This window comes from Geotoga petraea, assembly GCF_900102615.1.
In the GTDB taxonomy this organism is placed as follows: Bacteria; Thermotogota; Thermotogae; order Petrotogales; family Petrotogaceae; genus Geotoga; species Geotoga petraea.
The window spans coordinates 38,280-60,111 of record NZ_FMYV01000004.1; the positions used below are offsets into that span (position 1 = coordinate 38,280).

Annotated in this window: 19 protein-coding genes, 1 tRNA gene and 1 other RNA gene; 5 read left to right on the forward strand and 16 right to left on the reverse strand. The window is 31.1% G+C overall.

Going from position 1 to position 21,832, the window contains the following annotated elements:
- Positions 1-70: 70 nt before the first annotated feature.
- The 4 genes from BLS00_RS05335 to secG form a co-directional block, all read right to left on the reverse strand.
- Positions 71-1,588 (reverse strand): hypothetical protein, encoded by a 1,518-nt coding sequence (locus tag BLS00_RS05335; protein WP_091403437.1) that lies wholly within the window; start codon positions 1,586-1,588, stop codon positions 71-73.
- A 144-nt stretch (positions 1,589-1,732) separates the two neighbouring features.
- Positions 1,733-2,584 carry an S-layer homology domain-containing protein gene (locus BLS00_RS05340; protein ID WP_091403439.1) on the reverse strand — a complete coding sequence of 284 codons (852 nt, stop codon included), beginning with the start codon at positions 2,582-2,584 and terminating at the stop codon, positions 1,733-1,735.
- A 100-nt stretch (positions 2,585-2,684) separates the two neighbouring features.
- A complete protein-coding gene (tyrS, locus tag BLS00_RS05345) occupies positions 2,685-3,881 on the reverse strand; it encodes a tyrosine--tRNA ligase (RefSeq protein WP_205742439.1) in 1,197 nt (398 codons plus the stop codon).
- 16 nt (positions 3,882-3,897) lie between these two features.
- Positions 3,898-4,134, reverse strand: a complete 237-nt coding sequence (secG, locus tag BLS00_RS05350) for a preprotein translocase subunit SecG (RefSeq protein WP_091403442.1) — start codon at positions 4,132-4,134, stop codon at positions 3,898-3,900.
- A 293-nt stretch (positions 4,135-4,427) separates the two neighbouring features.
- Here secG and BLS00_RS05355 point away from each other — a divergent pair, with 293 nt between their 5' ends.
- The 3 genes from BLS00_RS05355 to BLS00_RS05365 all read left to right on the forward strand — a co-directional run bounded on the left by BLS00_RS05355 (position 4,428) and on the right by BLS00_RS05365 (position 7,792).
- Positions 4,428-5,429: a LacI family DNA-binding transcriptional regulator gene (locus BLS00_RS05355; RefSeq protein ID WP_091403444.1), complete on the forward strand. Its 1,002-nt coding sequence runs from the start codon at positions 4,428-4,430 to the stop codon at positions 5,427-5,429.
- 96 nt (positions 5,430-5,525) lie between these two features.
- Positions 5,526-7,349 (forward strand): translation elongation factor 4, encoded by a 1,824-nt coding sequence (lepA, locus tag BLS00_RS05360; protein ID WP_091403445.1) that lies wholly within the window; start codon positions 5,526-5,528, stop codon positions 7,347-7,349.
- Positions 7,350-7,453: 104 nt separating this feature from the next.
- Positions 7,454-7,792: a hypothetical protein gene (locus BLS00_RS05365; protein ID WP_091403447.1), complete on the forward strand. Its 339-nt coding sequence runs from the start codon at positions 7,454-7,456 to the stop codon at positions 7,790-7,792.
- A gap of 29 nt (positions 7,793-7,821) precedes the next feature.
- Here the strand turns inward: BLS00_RS05365 and uvrB are convergent, their stop codons facing one another.
- The 11 genes from uvrB to glnA all read right to left on the reverse strand — a co-directional run bounded on the left by uvrB (position 7,822) and on the right by glnA (position 19,274).
- Entirely contained in the window at positions 7,822-9,792 is a 1,971-nt protein-coding gene (gene uvrB / locus BLS00_RS05370) for an excinuclease ABC subunit UvrB (protein WP_091403448.1), read from the reverse strand.
- Positions 9,793-9,796: 4 nt separating this feature from the next.
- Positions 9,797-10,456, reverse strand: coding sequence for an HAD family hydrolase (locus BLS00_RS05375; protein WP_091403450.1), 660 nt, complete (start codon positions 10,454-10,456; stop codon positions 9,797-9,799).
- Between the two features lie 93 nt (positions 10,457-10,549).
- Positions 10,550-11,773: a hypothetical protein gene (locus tag BLS00_RS05380; protein ID WP_091403451.1), complete on the reverse strand. Its 1,224-nt coding sequence runs from the start codon at positions 11,771-11,773 to the stop codon at positions 10,550-10,552.
- A gap of 107 nt (positions 11,774-11,880) precedes the next feature.
- Positions 11,881-13,041: a CD0519/CD1768 family membrane protein gene (locus BLS00_RS05385; protein ID WP_091403453.1), complete on the reverse strand. Its 1,161-nt coding sequence runs from the start codon at positions 13,039-13,041 to the stop codon at positions 11,881-11,883.
- Between the two features lie 172 nt (positions 13,042-13,213).
- Positions 13,214-14,020, reverse strand: coding sequence for an ATP-binding cassette domain-containing protein (locus tag BLS00_RS05390; protein WP_091403454.1), 807 nt, complete (start codon positions 14,018-14,020; stop codon positions 13,214-13,216).
- A complete protein-coding gene (locus tag BLS00_RS05395; protein ID WP_091403456.1) occupies positions 14,010-14,762 on the reverse strand; it encodes an energy-coupling factor ABC transporter ATP-binding protein in 753 nt (250 codons plus the stop codon). Before BLS00_RS05395 ends, BLS00_RS05390 begins: the two co-directional genes overlap by 11 nt.
- A gap of 1 nt (position 14,763) precedes the next feature.
- Positions 14,764-15,405 carry a class I SAM-dependent methyltransferase gene (locus BLS00_RS05400; RefSeq protein WP_091403780.1) on the reverse strand — a complete coding sequence of 214 codons (642 nt, stop codon included), beginning with the start codon at positions 15,403-15,405 and terminating at the stop codon, positions 14,764-14,766.
- 136 nt (positions 15,406-15,541) lie between these two features.
- Positions 15,542-16,192, reverse strand: a complete 651-nt coding sequence (locus BLS00_RS05405) for a hypothetical protein (RefSeq protein WP_091403457.1) — start codon at positions 16,190-16,192, stop codon at positions 15,542-15,544.
- Between the two features lie 54 nt (positions 16,193-16,246).
- Positions 16,247-16,345: signal recognition particle sRNA small type (gene ffs / locus BLS00_RS05410), an RNA gene on the reverse strand.
- 44 nt (positions 16,346-16,389) lie between these two features.
- Complete coding sequence (locus tag BLS00_RS05415; protein ID WP_091403458.1) at positions 16,390-17,856, reverse strand: hypothetical protein; 1,467 nt, start codon at positions 17,854-17,856, stop codon at positions 16,390-16,392.
- 95 nt (positions 17,857-17,951) lie between these two features.
- Positions 17,952-19,274 (reverse strand): type I glutamate--ammonia ligase, encoded by a 1,323-nt coding sequence (gene glnA, locus BLS00_RS05420; RefSeq protein WP_091403460.1) that lies wholly within the window; start codon positions 19,272-19,274, stop codon positions 17,952-17,954.
- 234 nt (positions 19,275-19,508) lie between these two features.
- Between glnA and BLS00_RS05425 the strand changes: the two genes are divergently transcribed.
- Positions 19,509-19,583, forward strand: a tRNA-Glu gene (locus tag BLS00_RS05425).
- Between the two features lie 49 nt (positions 19,584-19,632).
- On the opposite strand, the gene BLS00_RS05430 is transcribed toward BLS00_RS05425, so the two are convergent.
- Positions 19,633-21,099 (reverse strand): recombinase family protein, encoded by a 1,467-nt coding sequence (locus BLS00_RS05430; protein ID WP_176759849.1) that lies wholly within the window; start codon positions 21,097-21,099, stop codon positions 19,633-19,635.
- A gap of 450 nt (positions 21,100-21,549) precedes the next feature.
- Here BLS00_RS05430 and BLS00_RS05435 point away from each other — a divergent pair, with 450 nt between their 5' ends.
- Complete coding sequence (locus BLS00_RS05435) at positions 21,550-21,825, forward strand: hypothetical protein (protein ID WP_091403462.1); 276 nt, start codon at positions 21,550-21,552, stop codon at positions 21,823-21,825.
- Positions 21,826-21,832: the final 7 nt, after the last annotated feature.

The window sequence follows — 21,832 nt, forward strand, 5'->3', positions numbered from 1 at the left end:
GTTAATAAAAGAAAACCCGGCTATATTTCAAGCCAGGTTTTTGATTTATAAAAAATCAATATTGTTTATCTTAGAATGAGAATGAAGCTTTAGCAAATAAGTACCAGTGAATAGCTGTGAAATCTCCCCAGTTTTCTTCTGTACCTAAATGTCCACCTAATGATAATATTGTGTTAGGTTTGTATGTTGCATCTAAAGTCCAAACTGGTTCTGCAAGTTTAGCGATTGAATCATACCCATAGTCATTCAATGTATAGTTGTATAATGATGCATCAATTGATACTTTTTCAACTGGGTAAACAGATGCGTTTAAAGCGTAAGCAACGTATTTGTCTGTTGCACTTGCCATATCTGTTAATGGAACTAAAGCTCCACTTAATCCAGCTAATTCTACATTGTAACTAAATGCATACATATCTTCCGACATTCCACCCCATACTTTTGCTGTTAAACCAAATGGAGTAGCAACTTCTGTTGAGTCCATTTTTTCAAATTGAGCTGAAACATTGAATAATTCATGAATTTCTTCATTTGAGTAAGTAACACCATATTCATAGGATAATGCAGGTGATGCGCCTAAGTCATATGTAACTGTGTCATATAGTCCAAATACCCCAGCCATACCTAAATTAGCTTCAGCATCTACACCAGCAGCAATTTCTGAAGCTGCAGCTGTATAAGCTGTATCTCTAAATGGGAATGGATTATCTGTTCTGTATTCAAAGTCAGCATGTGGAGTAACTGTTACTGCTGGATCTTCTACAACAGAGAAATCTTTGTTATAACCAACGTTAAATCTGTAAGCTGATTCATCAAAAGCAGTTATATCAGTAGCTGATTGTAAACCGAATGCAGCTGCCATATATAATCCATCAACCATGTCTGCTCCTGCCCAATCTGTACCAGCAGCAAAACCCATAAATTTTCCTGATGTTGTTGTTGATTGTAAAGTAACTGCAGTTCTATCTGTATTTGCACCCCAGAAAGCAGCGTTAATATTACCTGATCCTAATTCGTAAGCAAATGGATAGTTAACAGCCATAACATCACCAGCAACAACTGATGTTGCAGCTTCTGAAGTAGCATGTCTTGTATCTAAATTATCCAATGTGATATAAGTAAAATCTAAGTCAATGGCTTTGAAATTAGCTGTCATATATTTTGTACCAATTGGATCATCTACAAGACCATTACCATCATAATCATAGTTTGCTAAATAATATGAATTAACTGTGCCAGTATAAGGGCTATTTACAAATCCTAAAGTCATCATATCATCATCATATGTAGCACTTAAAAATGTTGGTACTGCATCATAATTAGGGAATGAACCTGCGAAATTTGCTGTTAATGTTGCAGGATAATCAGCATCTACATTTTCACCTGAAATAGAAACTGACATACTCCAATCAGCTGTGTATAATGCACCATTGTCTACAAATAAATCAAAACCTGTTTCTTCAAACAAAAGGCCGAAACTTACACCGCCAGATACAGCCGTTGTAAAATTAGGTCCTGTAGCTGTGATCCCAGCAAATGAAGCTAACGCCATTGCTAATACGGCTATTATAGCCACTAGTTTTTTCATGAAAAACCAAACCCCCTTTGAAAGTTTTATTTTTTTTGTCTTCATGAATATAAAATATTCAATTTATTATATCATACGTTAAATTCATTTGTCAATAAGTATTACATTAATTATTAACTAAAAATTTCTAAATAGTTAATTCAATTATGGTAAGAATATACCAGCAACACCAGCAGCTAAACCTGCAACTGCAACTATCCATAAGAATGTGTTGCCTGAAGAAGCTTCAAGTTCGTCAATTCTCATGTTAGCAGCTTCTACTTCTTGATTTAGTATTTCAATGTTATCTGTGTTAACTGCTACTTTTTTAGCCATATTTGGGTAAGTTGACATAATTGAATCCAATACCATCATTTGATCTGTGTCTAATCTTGGAGCAGCTTTTAAATCTCCAAGTTCATTTCTTAATTTGTCGATATCTCCCATTAAAAATAATAAATCTTGTGATAATGAATCGCTTGTGTTTTTAGCTCTGTAAGCAGCTTTTTTAACATCTGGATATGTATTTCTAAGATCTGACATTAAGTCTTGATCAGCTGCTAAAGAATCTTCTAAAGCGTCAATTCTTTTATTTGTTGCATTAATATCTTTCCCGATTTCATCAATTTGAGCAAATACATCATATTTTAATTTCAAAATTGCTCTTGTGCTTCTTGCTTTGTAATCTTCTAAAGCTTGCATAGAAGCAGGATCTTCTGAAACCTTTTTAGTTAAAGCTTTTAATGTTGTTTCCATTCTTTCAATGTCTTCAGCTTTTGCAATCATAGGAGAATTTTCTAAATACATGATTGCTCTTGTTAACCAAATTGAAGCATCTGATCTTGTTAAAGCTTGAGAACCGTTAAATGTGTTTTGATCAGTTGGGATTACACCTTTGTTCACAAGGTTCATAACATAGTCATAAGCCCAGTGATCCTCTTTTACGTCTTGGAATCCTACTGCAAAAGCAGAAATCACAAAAAGTAAAGACAAAAATAGAACCAATGTTTTTTTCATGTTTCATTACCCCCTTTTATAAGTGTTGTTAATTATTGTAACCACTATGTAATTATACTACAAATTCCGTAAAAATCAAAAATACTTTAGAAACAATCAATTAAGAAACCAATATTTTAAAGAACTTTCTTTTTCCTATCCTTAAAACTTCACCCCCCTTTAAGTTTAATAATTCTCTAAAGTCTGTTATTTTTTCTTCGTTAATTTTAACTGCACCTTGCTTTATCATTCTTTTTGCTTCACTTTTACTTTCAAAAAGATTGTTATTCATTAATAAGTCTATAATTTCTATTTCACCATTTAAAATATTTAAATAAGGCATTTCATCTGGGTTATTTTTCTTTTGAAACACGTTTATAAAATGTTCTTTTGCTTTTTCTGCCTCTTCTTTAGTATAGAAATCGCTAACTATTGCCATACCTAAATTCATTTTTATGTCTCTTGGATTTGTCTCTGGTTGTTTCAACAATTCCTCTATCTTTCTTATATCTTCAGATGTCATGTCTGTTAAATATTTCATATATTTTACTATTAATGTATCTGGGATTGACATAACTTTTCCAAACATATCCTCTGGTTTATCAGTAAATGCTATATAGTTATCATAAGTTTTGCTCATTTTTAGGTTCCCATCGGTTCCTTCAATTATTGGCATAGTTAAAACTATTTGAGGTTTCATTCCTTCTTCTTCTTGAAGTTTTCTACCAACAAGAAGATTAAAGAGTTGATCTGTTCCACCTATTTCAACATCTGACTCGACCATAACAGAATCATAACCCTGAGCTATAGGATATAAAAATTCTGAAATGCTTATAGGCTGGTTGTTGGTGTACCTTTTGTTAAAATCATCTCTTTCCAACATTCTTGCTACAGTATATTTTGAAGACAATTTTAAAACATCTTCGAAAGTCATTTTATCAAACCATTCACCATTGTACTTTAGAGTAGTTTTATCTTTATCAATAATTTTAAAAGCCTGTTCAGCATATGATTTTGCATTTTCAATAACTTCTTCTTTGGTAAGCATTGGTCTTGTTTTTGATTTCCCAGATGGATCACCAATTCGAGCAGTGAAATCACCTATTATAAGAATTACTTCATGCCCAAAATCCTGAAATTGTTTTAGTTTTTTTAAAACAACTGCATGCCCTAAATGTAGATCCGGCCTTGATGGATCTACCCCTAATTTAATTTTTAATTTTTTTTTCTCATTCAATTTATTTATAAACTCTTTGTCGTTTATAAAATCAATCGCATTTTCTTTTAAAATTTTTAGTTGGTCTTGTGGATTAGTCAAAATATTCCTACCTCACTTAAGCTAAAACTAATGTAGTTAAAAAACAAGAAAACATGAATACTATGCCTAAACCTAATGCCCATTTTGCATTTGAATCCATACCTTTTTCTCTTCCAAAATTGGCTTGAGACGCACCACCACCAAATGCTCCACCTAATTCAGAATTTCTTTGCATTCTTTTTAGTGCGAAAAAAATAACGCCTAAAGAAAGTATTATATGTACAATAATCATCAGTATTCCTAAAGTGCTCATTTATGTATCCTCCTTTGTCTTAATTCCATCATAATTATACATTATTAGCATCTATATTTCAAGTGTCAGAAGTATCCAAAAAAAATTGTAATAATAAAGATAATAATTATTTATATGTTATCACCCTATCAATTTATTTCATAATGCTAATAATTCGAAATATATGTTATTATTTGTATATAATGAACATTATCTCATTTTTATTTTAGTTAACTAAAATTGTAAAATTTCTTTGTAAGCTGTAGTATAATGATTAGGAAGCGCTTTCAATTTATAAGGGGGGGGTTAGTCTTTTGAAAAGTAATAAAGCTCCAACAATAAAAGATGTTGCTAAAAAATCTCATACTGGGATAGCAACAGTATCTCGAGTTATAAATAATTCGGGTAAAGTTAGCGAGAATACTAAAAATAGAATTTTAAAGGCCATAGATGAATTAGGATATACCCCTAATCTTCATGCCAGATCACTATCTTCAAAAAAAGGTAACTCTATTTCTCTTGTGATTCCAGATATGGGAGAATTTTACGGAATTTTATACAAGTATATAGAAAAAAACCTTGCGCAAATGGGTTATAGGGTGATAGTTTTCCCATTGGTAGATGAAATATCGCTTGCCAAAATTAAAAATAAGGCAGATTTAATATATCAAACAGATGCAGTTTTTATTTCTTCTCTTTCTGTCAGGAAAATTTTTAAAGATAAGATACCTCAAAAAAAACTGATTTTAGTTGACTCAAAAGATGATAGATTCGATTCTATATATATAGATAATTATGATATCGGAGTAAAAGCAGCAGAATATTTGTTATCTAAATCCAAAACAACAGAAAAATATTTATTAATTTCTTTTAAAGAACTTGAAAATGATTTCACATCTCATGTGTTCAAATATAGAGACGAAGGATTTTTAGACACAATGAAAAAACATAAAAAAAGAGTTAAAAAGATAGACGCAGATCTCTATTGGGATGGTGGATATGAGGCTATGAAAAAATATTCGTCAAAAAATTCAATAAATAAAAGCAAAGTTAATGTATTTGCTACTTGTGATATGTTGGGTTTTGGTGTTAGAAACTTTTTTAACGAAAAAAATCTTTTACCGAATAAAAACTATAATTTGATTGGTGTTGATGACATACCAATAAGTAAGGTCATAGGACTAACAACAATACACCAACCTTTAGAACTCATGGCAGATAATGCTGTTGGTATTTTTAAGAAATTTCTTGAAAATAAAGAAAAGAAAATCACTCATAAAAAAATAGAATCAAAATTAATAGTTAGAGAAACTTGAGCTCTGTATTAATATTTTACAGGGCTTTTATTTTTTCTGTAATTATGTTTTGATATAATAAAAGCTGAAAAAAGTTTTTTAGTGGAGGTGCTTACTTTGTACGAGCCAGAACTGATTAGAAATATATCTATTATAGCTCATATAGATCATGGAAAAACAACTTTAGTAGATAGAATACTTGAGATGACTCATTCAGTTGAAGACAGAAAAATGCAAGAACAATATCTTGACATGATGGATTTAGAAAGAGAAAGAGGGATCACCATAAAATCTCAACCTGTTAAAATCTTCTTCGATTCTGAAGATGGAAATAGATATGAAATAAACATAATAGACACTCCCGGTCATGTGGATTTCACTTACGAAGTGTCTAGATCTTTGGCTGCATGTGAGGGAGCTGTTTTATTAGTTGATGCTTCTCAAGGTGTAGAAGCACAAACTGTAACCAATACTTATTTGGCTTTAGAAAACGAACTGGAAATAATTGGAGCTATAAACAAAATCGACTTACCAAGCGCCAACCCAGATGAAACTATTCTTGAAATAAATGATTTAGTTGGGATAGACACAGAAGATATAAACAAAATTTCTGCTAAAACAGGTGATGGTGTAAGAGAACTTTTAGAACAAATTGTTAAAAAAGTGCCTTCTCCAGCGTCCAAGGATCAGAAAGACAAAAAACTAAAAGCTCTAATATTCGACGCCAAATACGATAAGTACAAAGGTGTAATTATTTATGCGAGAGTTTTTTCTGGTACTGTAAAAAAAGGTGACAAAATAAAACTTATGAATACTAACGAGACATACGAAGTATCAGAAGTGGGAGAATTTCACCCTGAAATGATTGAATCAAAAGATTTATCTGCTGGTGAAGTTGGATATATTATTGCTGGAATTAAAGATATAGAGGAAGCAAAAGTAGGAGATACTATAACTTTAGCCAATAACCCTATTGAAGAAAAATTGCCTGGCTACAAGGAATCAAAGCCTATGGTTTACGCAGGACTTTACCCGGGATTACCTAAATATTATGAGGAATTGAGGAAAGCACTCGAAAAATTAAAACTAAATGACGCTTCTCTTGATTTTGTACCTGAGAATTCACCTGCTATGGGATTTGGATTTAGATGTGGTTTTTTAGGCCTTTTACACATGGATGTTATAAAAGAAAGGCTTCAGAGAGAGTTTGAAATCGCTGTGATACTTACTGCACCCAGTGTAGTTTATAAAGCAAAAATGAAAAATGGGGAAATGGTTGAAATTAATAACCCAGCTGAATTTCCAGAACAAGAGCAAATAGAAGAAGTTTTTGAACCATTTTCTAAGCTTGACATAATAACTCCTCCTGAATATATGGGGAATTTAGTTCAATTAGCTCAAGTAGAAAAGAGGGGGGAATTTTTATCTGTTTCTAATGCTGGTAAAGATAGAATTGTTCTTCATTTTGAAATACCAATTGCTGAATTAATATTTGATTTTTTTGATAAAATGAAAGCTATGTCAAGGGGATATGCATCTATGGATTATGAATTTACCGAATACAAGAAATCTGATCTTAAAAAAGTCCAAATACTTGTTAATAAAGAACCCATTGATGCTTTATCTTTTATAGATCATGAATCTAAAGTGTATGAAACATCAAGAAAAATTGTAGATAAACTTAAAGATTTAATTCCAAAACATCAATTTGAACTGCCTATTCAAGCGTACTCGGATGGAAAAATTATTGCAAGGTCCACTATAAAGGCTTTTAGAAAAGATGTTCTTTCTAAATGTTATGGTGGGGACATAACGAGAAAGATGAAATTAATTGAAAAACAAAAAGAGGGCAAAAAAAGAATGCGTGAAATTGGTAGTGTTAACATCCCTCAAGATGCTTTTCTTGCACTACTCAAGATTAATGAAGAAGATAACAATTAATTGCCAGTAGTTACTATTAATTTGTAATTTATATATTTGTAAAACTATAATATTTAATGTATAATAGAGACAAATTGATATCATTTTGCATGGGGGTGTATCCTTTGTCAAATAGTTCTAAAGGACAAAAAATGTCCAAAATGCAGCTTTACAACATCATCCTGTGGATAGTTGGTTTAGCCGCAACCTTTTTGTTTACTTTATGGGTAGACTTACCTATTGTTTTATTTGCAATTGCAATAGTTGCAGTTATATCAAGGCAATGGTTTCTTGGAATGGCTATGTCCATCATTAGAGGAACTGGTGTTTTTGGTTTAGCAGAAGGTGGAATTGAAATGTTGTGGATCACTTTATTTTTGCTATTTCTTTTCATGTTTGGAATTTACAGATTTTTCTTTGATACTGATAAATTCTTGAAAAAGAGAAAACTAAGAAAATCTTAAAAAATCAGGAGCTACGCTCCTGATTTTTTTTATACTTTCAAATTGTGTTGGTTTTTTATTTTCTGCATCTCATCTCTATAATTAGCAGCATCTTCATACCTCAATTCTGAAGCAGCCTTGTACATTTCTTCCTCTAAGAAATAATAATAATCTTCTGGTTTCATTCCTTCACCAACGGCAAAAACATAATCTTCTTCATCCATCTCAGATTTAAATGGTGCAAAAACATCGTCTGGTAATTTTTTTATTATTGTTTTTGGTGTTATGTTATTATCTTTGTTGAATTGCATTTGTATTTCTCTTCTTCTATTAGTTTCCTCGATAGATTTTTTCATAGCTTCTGTGACTCTATCAGCAAATAAAATTACTTTTCCATTTACATTTCTTGCAGCTCTACCAATTGTTTGGATCAATGTAGTTTCTGACCTTAAAAAGCCCTCTCTATCGGCATCCATTATGGCGATTAAAGATACCTCTGGTATGTCTAACCCTTCTCTAAGGAGGTTAATACCTACTACAACATCTATTTCACCATTTCTAAGTTTTTTAACAACTTCTGACCTTTCTATTGTATCCAATTCAGAGTGTAGGTATTGAGATTTTATACCCATCAAATTTAAATGATCAGATAGCATCTCTGCATCTTTCTTTGTTAATACAACAGCAAGAGCCCTTTCCCCCCTTTTCACAACCGTATTAAGTTCAGAAACAAATTCATCTATTTGACCCTCAGTTTTTCTAACGACAACTTCGGGATCTATAAGACCTGTTGGTCTAATTATTTGTTCAACTACTTGATCAGATACCTCCATTTCAAAATTACCTGGGGTAGCCGATACAAAAATAGTTTGCTTTATTTTTTCAAGAAATTCATCAAATCTCAATGGCCTATTATCTAAAGCGGACGGAAGCCTAAACCCAAAATCAACCAAATTCTTCTTTCTGGCATAATCTCCCTTGAACATACCGCCTATTTGTGGGACAGCTATATGCGATTCGTCTATAAATGTTATGAAATCATCTTCAAAATAGTCCAAAAGAGACCAGGGGGAATCTCCAGGTTTTCTATCATCAAAATATCTGGAATAATTTTCTATACCTTTACAATACCCCATAGTTTCAAGAAATTCCATATCTTGTCTTGTTCTTTGTTCTATTCTTTGTGCTTCCAATAATTTACCCCGTGATTTGAAAAATTCTATCTGTCTCTGTAAATCTTCTTCAATATTAGACATGGCATTTTGTATTTTCTCTTCAGAAGTCACAAATTCTTTTGCTGGATAAATCGTTATTTTATCAAACTCTTCAATTGGCGTCCTGTTATACAAATCAAATGATTCTATTGACTCTACTTCATCATCAAAAAACAAAACTCTTATACCAAAGTCTTCATATGGAGGGTATATTTCAAGCACTTCTCCCTTCCATCTAAACGTACCTCCTGAAAAATCGTCTTCTTTCCTGGTATAAAGCATTTTACCAAGTTTTTCAAGTATTTGTCTTCTTGGATACCTTTTCCCAGCTCTCAAATACAAGTTTATTCTTTGAAAATCTCTTGGATTCCCAGAAGCGTAAATAGCAGAAACGGAAGAAACAACAATAACGTCTCTTCTGGTTAAAATAGATTTTAAGGTTGACAATCTCATTTTTACCAAAACATCGTTTATGTCCGCATTTTTTTCTATGTATATGTCTCTGGTTGGTACATACGCCTCGGGTTGATAATAATCATAATAAGATATAAAAAATTCTACTCTATTATCGGGGAAAAATTCCTTAAATTCATAGTAAAGCTGTACAGCCAGAATTTTATTAGGCGACATGATAAGAGCTGGTCTGCCTGTTTTAGCTATGATATTAGCCATTGTATAAGTTTTACCAGAACCAGTAACACCCAACAAAGTTTGAAATCTATCGTTATTATCAATACCTTTTACCAAGTCTTCTATAGCTTTAGGCTGATCACCTTGTGGCTCGTATTCAGATTTTAATTGATACATAAAATCACCTCAAATGATCTTCTATTTGCTTTAAATTGGTTATCTTTTCAACATTTTCTAATTTGTATTTGTCACTTCTATCTATTAACAAAGCTTTCATCCCAAAATTTTTAGCCCCATAATAATCTGCTTCAACGTTATCTCCTATAAAGATAGCTTCATCTTTATTAACCTCTAAATTGTCCAAAGAGCTTTCAAAAATTTTTTTATGAGGTTTGTACACTTTTGAATCTTCTGAAATGATCAAATCATCATAGTATATATCATTTTTTTGCAAAACTTTTTTAACAAAATAAATATCTGCATTGGTTATAATGCCTATTTTATATTTTTGATCCCTTAATTTTTCAATTATATCTGCATCATCATATTTTTTCAATCTTCCAAAGGTTTCGTACATCAGATCAACATAATAATCTGAATTTTCTGTTAATCCATACAAAACTTTTAATTTGTTAAACAAAATCCTATAATAATATCTCTCTGGTTTAAACTCTTTTTCGTGGTGCCCATCGAACACCTTTTCATATAAATTATACATTGTTCCTTCAATTTCATCAAAATCTATATTTGTTTCTATTGACAATTCATATGTTATTGGCTTAAAAAGATTATCTGCATCAACAAGAGTTCCAAACAAATCGAATATAACAGCTTTTATCATAATTTCAACTCCCAGTCAGTATAATTTTATATAACTATTATAACAAAAACCGAGAATAGAAATAAATCTATTCTCGGCCATTTTTATAATTAATTAAAACATAAATTCTGTGCCAATATTTATCTTCAAACCATTTTCAGGCGAAAGAGGAGTTACATTTGTTTCATTTTTTATAGGAAAATCAAATATGTAAGTTGTTTCTGCAAAGAAACCAATATTCTTAGTCAATTTGTACTCCATCATTGCACCTGGTGAAAGATAAAAAGAATTGAATATTTGAGTTGGATAATTTGATTTGAATGATGTTTTCACTCCTAAATCAATATTTGGAGTAACACTCATATTGTTGGCATAAATCATATATCCCAATTCAATGCCTGTAAAAGTATCTAACTGGTCACTTGCAATATCAAAGTTAAAATCAAAAGCAAAGTAAAATCCTTCATAGTTATCCATACCAAATTTAAAACCTAAGCCACTTTCACTTGAGTTGAAATTTGTGTAGTAAATATTGACTCTGCCTCTAAACGGGTTCATATATGGATTTTCTAAAACATAGCTAGCGTTAGAAACTCTGAACCTTGTTGGATATTCAGCAATTCTCAAAATAGCTGTTTCTTCTCTAACCTCTTTTACATACAACTTACCATCTAAAATAGTCCTTCTTTCATTGCCCATATTAACACTACTTGCAAATTGAAAAACCATACCTTCATAAATTCCTGCGTTTCTTCCTCGATCAATCTTCACAAAATCATCTATTATATCAGATATAATATTGGCCTTTATTTTAAACAATGCGTTCAATTTTGTAACTATATTAGAAGAAACACTTGAAATCGCGTAATCTCTTGCTTCTCTGTTAGCAGAAAAACTTGATTTAAATCCATCTATATAAGAAGTTCCTCTTCCCATAAATCTTTGATTTTCTTCTACTTCTGCAGTATTTATGTCTATGAGTTTATAATTTACCCATATATTATACTCCCAATAATACTGTTCTATATCCTTATTATATTTTTTCTCTTCAAAAGTATCATAAATTTCAACGAATATTAAGGCATCTGCATCTATACCTTTTAGAGCTTTTGTGTTGTTGCCTCTTATTTTTTCAATTACATCCCTATATAAAAAGTCGTTAGAAGTAACAACTCTGTATTTACCTTGAGAATTCAATCTTGAGGCAATACTTTCTCTCAAAACTGTAGCATCATTTGCGTTACCTGTTGTATAAACGACAAGTGTTTTCCTTATATCTTCTGAAAATCCAAATAAAGATAATAACAAAATCAATAATATAATAAAATATTTTCTCATTTTAGTACACCTCCTCTTATCAATTCAATTATATAACCATTTAAAAAATGATTCAATTATAAAACGATTAAACGACAATCACAAGAATAACTTGTCAACATAGATAATCAAAAAATTGTATAAACAAAATGAGAAAACATTGCTGCTAACAAACCAGCTATTGTATGAGATAAAATAGCTTTACTGGCTAATTTTCTCGATGCAAGTGCATCCATCATAGCAACATGAGTAGATAAGTATCCACTCCAAGTCAACCCAATTGAGGTAAAAACAGCAACTTCGTTACCTGTTAAAATTCCTTCCTTAATAAAAGATGGTATCAACGCTAAAGCTGCACCAGTTGACCCCAAGGAAGTCAAAGGAAAAGCAATTAATTTAGGAGATTCAAACCCAAAAAGAAATTCCAATACTGGAGATATTTTACTAGCTAACCAAGGTAAAAAAGGTACGCCTTCATAGGCTAGCCCCTGATAACCAGTAGCAATATCTTTTGGCCCATAAGTTATTATCATTACAAAAGTAGAAATGATAAGAACTCCAGGAATAATATCTAAGCCAAGTTGAACTCCGCCTTTTCCACCTTCTAAAAGAGCGTCTAAAACTCTTGATCCCGCAGTACCCTCGCGAACTTTTCTCCAGGTTACAGTTTCTTCGCTTTCATTTTCTACATCCCCATACTCTCTTTTGGTAAAAATAGAAAACATTCTAACACTTATAATACTACCGACTACAGCACCAAGCAACCCAATAAAAACTGGTTTCACAAGATTTTCTCCCATTTCACCTGACTGGGCAATCATATATGTGGATACTATAAGCCCCATACCAAATGAAGTCCCCAAATTACACAGTAATGGAATTTGCCATTTTTTAAAAAACTTTATAAACTCCCTATCTTTTGTAAGAGTTAAAATAGCTGGATTATCTGATAAAAAAGTAGTTAAAATTCCAATAGAAGCAGCCCCTGGTAGATGATATAAAGGTTTCATTAAATATTTCAGCAATCTATTTATAAGATTAACAACACCAAACTCAGACAGAAGTGCCCCTAAAGCACCTGTTAACACAGCAACAGCCATTATAAAAAACACTGTATTAAGCAATAGGTCATGTGCTGTTGCCATAAGGGTTTTAAAAAGATTTGCCGGTCCCATATATAAAGAAAGAGGGACAAAAACGCCTGCTAAAATTATTAGAAAAACAAAAGGTTCTGATTCAAGTTTTATATTTCTTCTTTTTACCTTTCTTGCTGGAATCTTTGTTTCCATATTTTCACCTTCACTATGAAAATTTTTTCAGTCAAAACAAAAATACTAGATTTTATACAAAATTCAAAACGCTAAAATCCCTTATTTTTAAGGATAATAGATAATTACCTCAAAAATTCTTAACTTATATTGTTTTTTTACATACATAAAAAAAGATAGGACTTATCCTATCTTATATTGAAGCTATCTTATTTGCAAGGTCTATCTCATTTTTCAACAATGCTTTTCTGTACAATTCCAACTTTTTATCCAAAATAATTCCCGCATTTTCTAATTCTTCGATGTTTAATGATATAAAATCATCAAACTCACCTTTAAAAGCAATGTCTCCTCCTTTTAGCATTAACACTTTCGGCTTTAATTCAACAAATTCATTAATCCAGTGAGTAGCCAAAATCAAAGTTTTACCTCTATTTTTTAACTCTTTAACCATTTTAAAAACAGATTTTCTTGTTTTATAATCAAGGCCAACTGTTGGCTCATCAAAGATTATAAAATCAGGATCGTAAGAAAGGACTGATATTATGGCCACTTTTCTCATCTCTCCGCCAGAAAGATTAAAAGGACTTCTTTCCAAATAGTTGTGTGGTAAAGACAGTATATCCATATACTCTTTCGTTTTTTCTAAATTATATTCAACGTTAAAATTCTTAGGAGCATATTCAAACTCCTCGTTAACCGTAGGTAAGAAAAATTGTGTCTCAGGATATTGAAAAATGATACCTATCTTTTTTCTGATTTCTCTAATATCTTTCTTTTTGTCTTTAATAGACACATCGTCTATGTAAATATCTCCCTCTTCTGGAAATATCAAACCATTAAAAGTATTTATAAGTGTACTTTTCCCAGAACCTGTATGACCAATGAATAACCATAACTCTCCATTTTGGATTTCTAATTCAATATTTTTCAAAGCTTGTTTTTGAAAAGGAGTGTTTTTTGCATAAGTAAATGAAACATTATCTACTTTAATCCCCAAGGTACTTCACCAACTCATCGTAGTTTTTATTTATCTTTTTCTTTATTTCAAATTCTATGGGATATTCTATATTAAAATCATGATTTTTGTAAAATTCATCTCTTTTTCCATCGAAGTGAACTTTACCGTCTTTTAAAGCAACTATTCTTGAAACTTCTTCTAAATCAGCAGAATGATGAGAAGCAATAATAATAGTTTTACCAAGGTTCACCAATCTTTTTATAACCTTGTAAACTTCTCTTCTTCCCACAGGGTCCAACATAGTAGTTGGCTCATCCATGAGAATAACTTCTGGATCCATTGCAACTATTGAAGCAATTGCAAGTCTCTGTTTTTGACCACCAGAAAGAGAATTAGGATCAGACTTTTCAAGGCCTTTAAGCCCTACAACTTCCAAAGCCCATTTTATCCTTCTAAGCATTTCTTCTCTTTCAGTGCCAATATTCTCAAGTCCAAAAGCAACGTCTTCTTCGACTGTAACTCCAACTATTTGATTCTCTGGATTTTGGAAAATATAACCAACTTTAATTTTAGTGTCTTCATTTAAACTTTCTTCTTTGAATACAACTTCACCATCATATTCGGTAAAAATACCGCTCATGATTTTCATCAAAGTTGACTTACCACTCCCGTTGTCTCCAACAAGACCTGTAAATTCACCTTTTTCAAATTCTATATTAATATCCTTGAGAATTTTGTTTTCTCCATATGAAAAGCCCATATTTTTACATCCAAAAAACATATTAATCTTCCTTTACTGATTTATATAGCCTTACTCCACCATCTTTTGCAATAACTTTTGAGTTACCAAATATTTCTTTCATATATTCCATAATTCTTTTTCCACCTTTATTGTGAAAGGCCACTAATTGTAAAGTTCCATTTTCGTTTAAATGGTCTTTAGATTGTTCTACCAATTTCATCCATACTTCTTTCCCTGCAACAATAGGAGGGTTGGAAACAATCATATCGAATTTTTCTTCTTCCCATGGTTCAAACAAATAGCCGTGTCTAATTTCTATATCTGCATTATTATCTTTTGCATTCTTCCCGGCATAATCAACAGCTCTTTTATTAATATCACTCATAAATACTTCGGTAGTGGGGAACTCTTTTTTTATGGTTATTCCTATTACTCCATAGCCACAACCTATATCCAAAATCCTTCTACCGTCCATTTCCATATTCTCAATAAGAGCTATAGTTGCTCTATCAACTCTCTTTTTACCATAAACACCTGAAGGAGCTTCAAAAGTATATTCATGATCATTTTTTAATTTTAAGTTCAATATTTTTGTTGTCAGTTCTGATGTTGGATTTTTTGTATAATAGTGTTCAAATTTATCTGGTTTTTGTGTTTTCTTTTTTTCTTTGTTTTTTTTCAAAGCTTTTTTATCCACTAAATCTAAAACTTCGTCAACATCTAAATGTGCTAAGTCTTCAGGTCCTAAAATTTGAACATCTTCTCTCTTTTGTTTTTTATCTTTTCTGTTTTTACTCAAAGATATTCCTCCTTATTTCTTAAAAACCTATATAAGTCAATTCTAAAGTAAAAGTATAATCTTGATCAAATTTATAAAAAATAAATCCTCCTGGTATAACAGAATAGTTTCCAAGAAAGTTTATATAAAATCTTACATCCCATTCCTCTGTATTAAAAAATTCATAGCCAACATACCCATTAAAAGCTTGCAATTGAGCTAAGTCTTCAGGAAAAACTTGAAAATAGTAATTTAAGCCATCGGTGTTAACTACATTCATCATTCTATAAGATAAATTTGCCCCAAATATCAGGTTAGAAAGTTTCCCGTTGAAAAAAACGTTAGTTCCTAAATAGCCTGCATAATCAGTGGTAGTAGCTGTTTCAGTGAAGGAGTTAAAAAGTCCTATTCCAAAATCGAAATTATCATAGATCAAATCGAGTCCAACATTTATATCATTGTTTTGTACTGGATTTTCCATAGCAAAATTAAAGCTTACAAAAGGTTGAATGTTTTCAAAAAAAGTTTGTCTGTAAGAAAAAGAAAAGTCTTTGTTTGATATCTTTAAATAATTGTTCGAATCTTTGTATCCTGCACCTATACTCTGCGGAATATCCAATACAGCGAATACTTCGGCAAAAACTCCTATAGACATAATAATAACAGTTAGAATCATTACCAATTTTTTCAATTTCACCCCTCCTATAAATCTATTCAATGACATTATATCAAAAAAATATAAAAAGGTGGCTGAGCACCCCGCGGCACACGAAAAACAACGCTTATGGCTGCTCCCTTCCGGGCCTGACCAGATTCACGAGTTTTCGTTGCGCGGGACCCAGCCACTTGTAAGTCCCGAATAGTATTATACCATAGATAATCAAAAAATCAATACTTATGATATCTATTGGGAGTAACAAGAACATTAATTTCCCTTTCCTTTAATATTTCAAGATATTGTTCATCTTTAGGTAAAGCCGGAGGAACAATAACACTTTTAATTTCCCATTCTGATATTTTATTCAAAATAAATTCACTGTTAATTGGAGAATCAAAAACAAGCGTCCCACCTTTTAATTCACCGTCGTATTCATCTGAAATAATTTTTAAAATATTTAAGGCTATTTTTCTGTTTAAAGCGTTTTGAACACCTGAAAATATCCTATTTTTATTAACATAAACTACAGTATCTGATTTGTGTTGCTTGGCTATTTCAAAAGCTATCTTTTCGTTGTACTCCGCATCGATATTCAAGTCTCGATATTCTTGTTTAATCACAAGGTCTTCATCTATTAAATATTCATAATCTTTTTTTATGATCTTTTTATCCATCTTGAAAACCATTGATTTATAACTCAACAGCTTTTCTTTATCCAGCTCTTGAGTTGTCAAAATACAGTCAATTTTAAACTCTTTAAGCTTTTTGATGAGTTCAACATTGTTTGTGAATATAACTCCACCTCTCATCTTACTTGCTTGATTAAAAAAGTTTTCAAAATCTTGTTCAGACGGGTCGTTATAACCAAAAACAAAAACTCCTTTTTTTGCAAAACCCAAAAAGTCTTTCTCAGTTTTTGATACAACGTTGAAAAGTAATTTAATATCTTTTAAAATTCTCAGTGTAGGGCTCTTGTGTTTTGTTAAATTCTCGAGATAATCAAACATACTTTCCTTTTCGGCAATTTTAAGTAACGTTGCATCTTGCAAGGGGTTCGAACCATATCTCAACATCCCTACAATTTCATAAAACTCATGTTCATACTTCTCTGAAGCAAAAAGTTCTGAAAAAATCTTATGTATTGTTGAATCATATCTGGATGTTGAATAAAAAGATTTCAGTGCGAGTTTTCTTCTGTTGTGCAAAGGAACATCTCCACAGTCTTCGATGCTGTCTATAACGCTTTTATAATCAGCAGGGTCAACAATGGGCACAACATCCCTATAATTTTTGGCAGCAGCTCTCAAAAGAGCAAACCCACCAATATCTATATATTCTAAGAGTTGTTCTTCTTTAGTAGTTTTTTCGGCTACCTTGTCAAAAGGATAAAGATTTACAACAACAAGGTCTATCCTTGAAATATTCAAATTCTTTAAATCAGCATCATGATCTTTATTTCCAACCTTTGCCAAAACACCACCAAAAAGTTTTGGATGAATACTTTTCACCCTTCCATTTAAAATCTCTGGTGTATCTGTATAATCTTGGATTTTGGTAACTTTGATTCCTTTGCTTTCAAGAAACTCAGCAGTTCCATCAGTTGAAATAATTTCAACGTGATTTTCATACAAAAATCTTGCAAATTCTTCAAGACCTTCTTTATTATAAGTAGAAATTATTGCTTTTTTGATATTCATATTCCTGCCTCCCATTTATTCTGTTTACTATATTCTATCATTTGATTTATTAATTTTTTTTACAATCACTAAAAATTTAGGAAGCAATTTCTTAATCAAAAATATTTTAAATACTTTTTGATCTCCCAATCTGTGACTTGAGTTTTGTATTCAAGAATTTCTTGTTCTTTTATTGCTATGAAACTTCTAATTATGTGTTTCCCTAAAACTTGTTGAATAAATTTGTCTTCTTTTAACGCTAATATCGATTTTTCTAATGAATCAGGAAGATTATCTATTCCTCTGTGAACTTTTTCTTTCTCGTTTAATTTGTAGATGTTTTCTATAACAGGTTCTTCGGGTACGATTTTATTCTTTATACCTTCAAGTCCAGATGCAAACACTACAGCCAAGAGCAAATAAGGATTTGCAGTTGGGTCTGGACTTCTTAATTCAGCTCTTGTACCTTTTCCCCTTGTCGAAGGAACTCTAATCAAAGCTGATCTATTAGAAACACTCCAGGCTATATTCGTTGGAGCCTCAAACCCCGGAACAAGTCTTTTATAAGAATTAATAGTTGGATTTGCTATAGCTGTAATTGCTTTTATATGTTTAATAATTCCACCAATAAAATATTTCAATTCATCGCTTAACTCTCTTTCAGCATTCTTGTCGTAAAAAATATTCTCCCCATTGTTAAACAAAGAAAGGTGTGTATGCATTCCAGAACCGTTAATATTTGCGAAAGGTTTTGGCATGAATGTGGCATGAAGCCCTCTCAAAAGAGCTACCGTTTTAACAACCAATTTAAAGGTCTGGATGTTATCCGCTGTCCTCAAAAGTTTGTCATATTCAAAATCAATCTCGTGCTGAGAAGGAGCAACCTCATGATGAGAAGCTTCAACATTAATTCTCATGTCTCCAAAAGCTTCAACGATATACTTTCTTGTTTCTTCACCCAAATCGATAGGTAGTAAATCAAAATAACCTCCATCATCTACTAATTCTAAAACAGGATTAGATTTTTCATCTCTTGGAAGCAAGAAAAATTCTGGTTCAGGTCCACAATATCCTTCGTATCCATACTCATTCAATTGATTAATAACTTTTTTCAAAACATATCTTGGATCTCCTTCAAAATGATTTCCTTCAGGAGTTAGGATATCACAAATAAATCTTGCAACTTTACCCTTTTCAACTGTCCATGGAAGAACTGTAAACGTATCCATATCTGGTTTTAAAAGCATATCTGATTCGTCAATCCTTGCAAAACCCTCGATAGAAGATCCATCAAACATAGTTCCTTCTGACAAAGATTCTTCCAATCTTGCCACTGGTATCTCTACATTTTTTAACATGCCGTTGATGTCTGTAACTTGTAATCTTACAAACTTTACTCCCTCTTTTTCTACTAAATCCTTTAGTTCTCCTTTTGTCATAAAATTCCCTCCTAAAAAGTAACAAAGCCGATACTTAATGCATCGGCTTTGTTGTGTATTCAAAAACTGTCCCCGTTAATTTTTATTTCCAAAACAAGAGATTTAAGAACATAATCATAAATATTAGTCATAAATCGTTTCTATTTATATTATATCACCATTATAAAATTACGTCAAATAAAATTTTTTCTTTACAAAAGAAAACAATAGTGATATAATTAATCTTGTAAAAATGGCCCCATAGGATAACGGCCAGTCCATCGGATTCTCAGTCCGAGAGTCGGGGTTCGATTCCCCGTGGGGCTACCAGAGATAATAACCTAAAGTGACCTTTAATTCGGTAACTTTGGGTTATTTTTTATTTCATCTTTATCTCATATAATCCACTCTTATAGTATATTACCTTATCAATAACATCACTTATTACATCTTGTCTGTGTAACCAGTTTTCGGAATTTAACTTTACCTTCATATCTTCATATTTTTCTTTTATTTGTTCAGCGGTTATAGTTATACCTGCTTTTGAATTTATGTAGTTTAATTCAGAAACAATATTATCCCTTTCTACTTCTAATCTTTTTGATTCTTCATCTAATTCTTGAAGTAAAGATCTATTTAATTCACCTTGACTTATTATTCCAACAATATTTTTTATTTTATTTTGAATTTTTGATAAAGCTTCTTTTAATTTGTTTATATCTTCATTTTTTGATTTATCTTTTATTTTTCTTAGATATTTATATAATTCTGCCATTTCTTGATAATCTTGATCAGTAAACCTTTCTATTTGTTTCAAAATATAATCTATAACTATTTTTTCTATTTTATTCTGGCTTACACTTACATAAACATCATGTTGCTTGTTTGCATAAGCACTACAAATATATTTACCAGAAGTTCCTGACATTTTAGCTCCACACTCTCCGCACATTAAATATCCTCTTAATATATATGTTTTTACAGTTCGAGTTCTTTGACCACCTAAAGCAACTTTTGATTTTGCTAACTCCCACTCTTCTTTTTTTATTATAGCTGGAACTACTCCAGGAATTTTAATTGCATCTTCTCTTTCAACATGGTTTCTCTTTTTGTATCCTTTTCCATATACATAAGTACCCACATATTTTTCATTTTTTAGCATATCATGCACTGTAGATGTATTCCAAAGACCTTTTTTACTTCTCGGTTTGGCAAATTCAAGATGATTGTTTAAGTATTCTGTAATTTTTTTATACCCCCAACCTTGATTAAACAGTTTAAATATTTCTCTTACAACTTTAGCCTCATCTCTTTTTATTTTTAACACACTTCTTTTTCTACCTTCTGAATCTTTTGTACTATCAATATAATATCCATATGGAGGTTTTCCGCCCATCCAATAACCATGTTTAGCAATATCTCTCATTCTTTGAGTAGTTCTTTCTTGAGTAACTTCTGCTTCTAACTTACTTTGGGATAATAATATAGACCTCATAAATCTTCCATAAGGAGACCCAACATCAAAAGGCTGATCTACTGCTATAACAAAAATACCTTCTTTTTCTAATTCTTCAATAATCATTTCAGCTCTTGTTTTAGAAAATCTCGAAAATCTATCTATTTTTTCAACCAAAATAATGCTAAATTTTTTGCTATAAGCATCTTCTAATAACTTATCAAAATTCTCTCTACTTTCAGATGTGCCAGATTCTTTATCATAATATTTTTTTACAACTTGAATTTTGTTATTACGAGCATATGTTTCAATTTTTTCAAATTGTCCTTCTATACTTAAAATTGATTGCTCTTTAGTCGAAACTCTGGCATAAGCTGCAGCATATTTCATAATCATCACCTCAAGACTATTCTAATTCATCCTTTTCATTTTGTAGCTGTTCAAGAATTAGTTCTGAAATCAGTAAATCTTTCCCAACTATTCGCTCAATCATTTCTAATTGAAGAATAGAAAATTCTTTTCGATTTTCTTCTTTAATATAATCGATAATTTTAATACTATCTCCCCCTTACCTTGCATGAACATTGAATAATATGATGGTTATACGAACGTATTATTAAAATTATACTCCCACAAATTTTAAAAGTCAAGAAAATAAATTACGACAATTATAGTCATAACACGTGTTAATATATGTTATTTGAGTGAAATTCTTATATTTGCTATAATTTAGTACTATGTAACGATTATGTAAAACATAAACTTATCAATTGATATATTAATTATCAGAATACTACAAAATAGAGATTATAAAATAAAATATCCCCAGGAGGGGATATAATGTTGAGAGAGATCCAAATAATATATAAAGAAAGTGAATATACGTTATTAGAAGATTCTTTGTCTCTTTTGCCTGTAATTTATGAAGAGGAAGATTTTTTGAAGCTACAATTTAGCTCAGAGGACCTATTTGAAATACTTGATTATTTAAAAGACTTTAATATAGAAGTTGTTTTATATGAAGGAATTTTGAATATAAAAGGATTTATATCTTTATGTGAAGTTATCTATGGAGAAGCAACTTATAATTGCCCAAAAGAAGAAAAAAACCTCTGAAATTAAT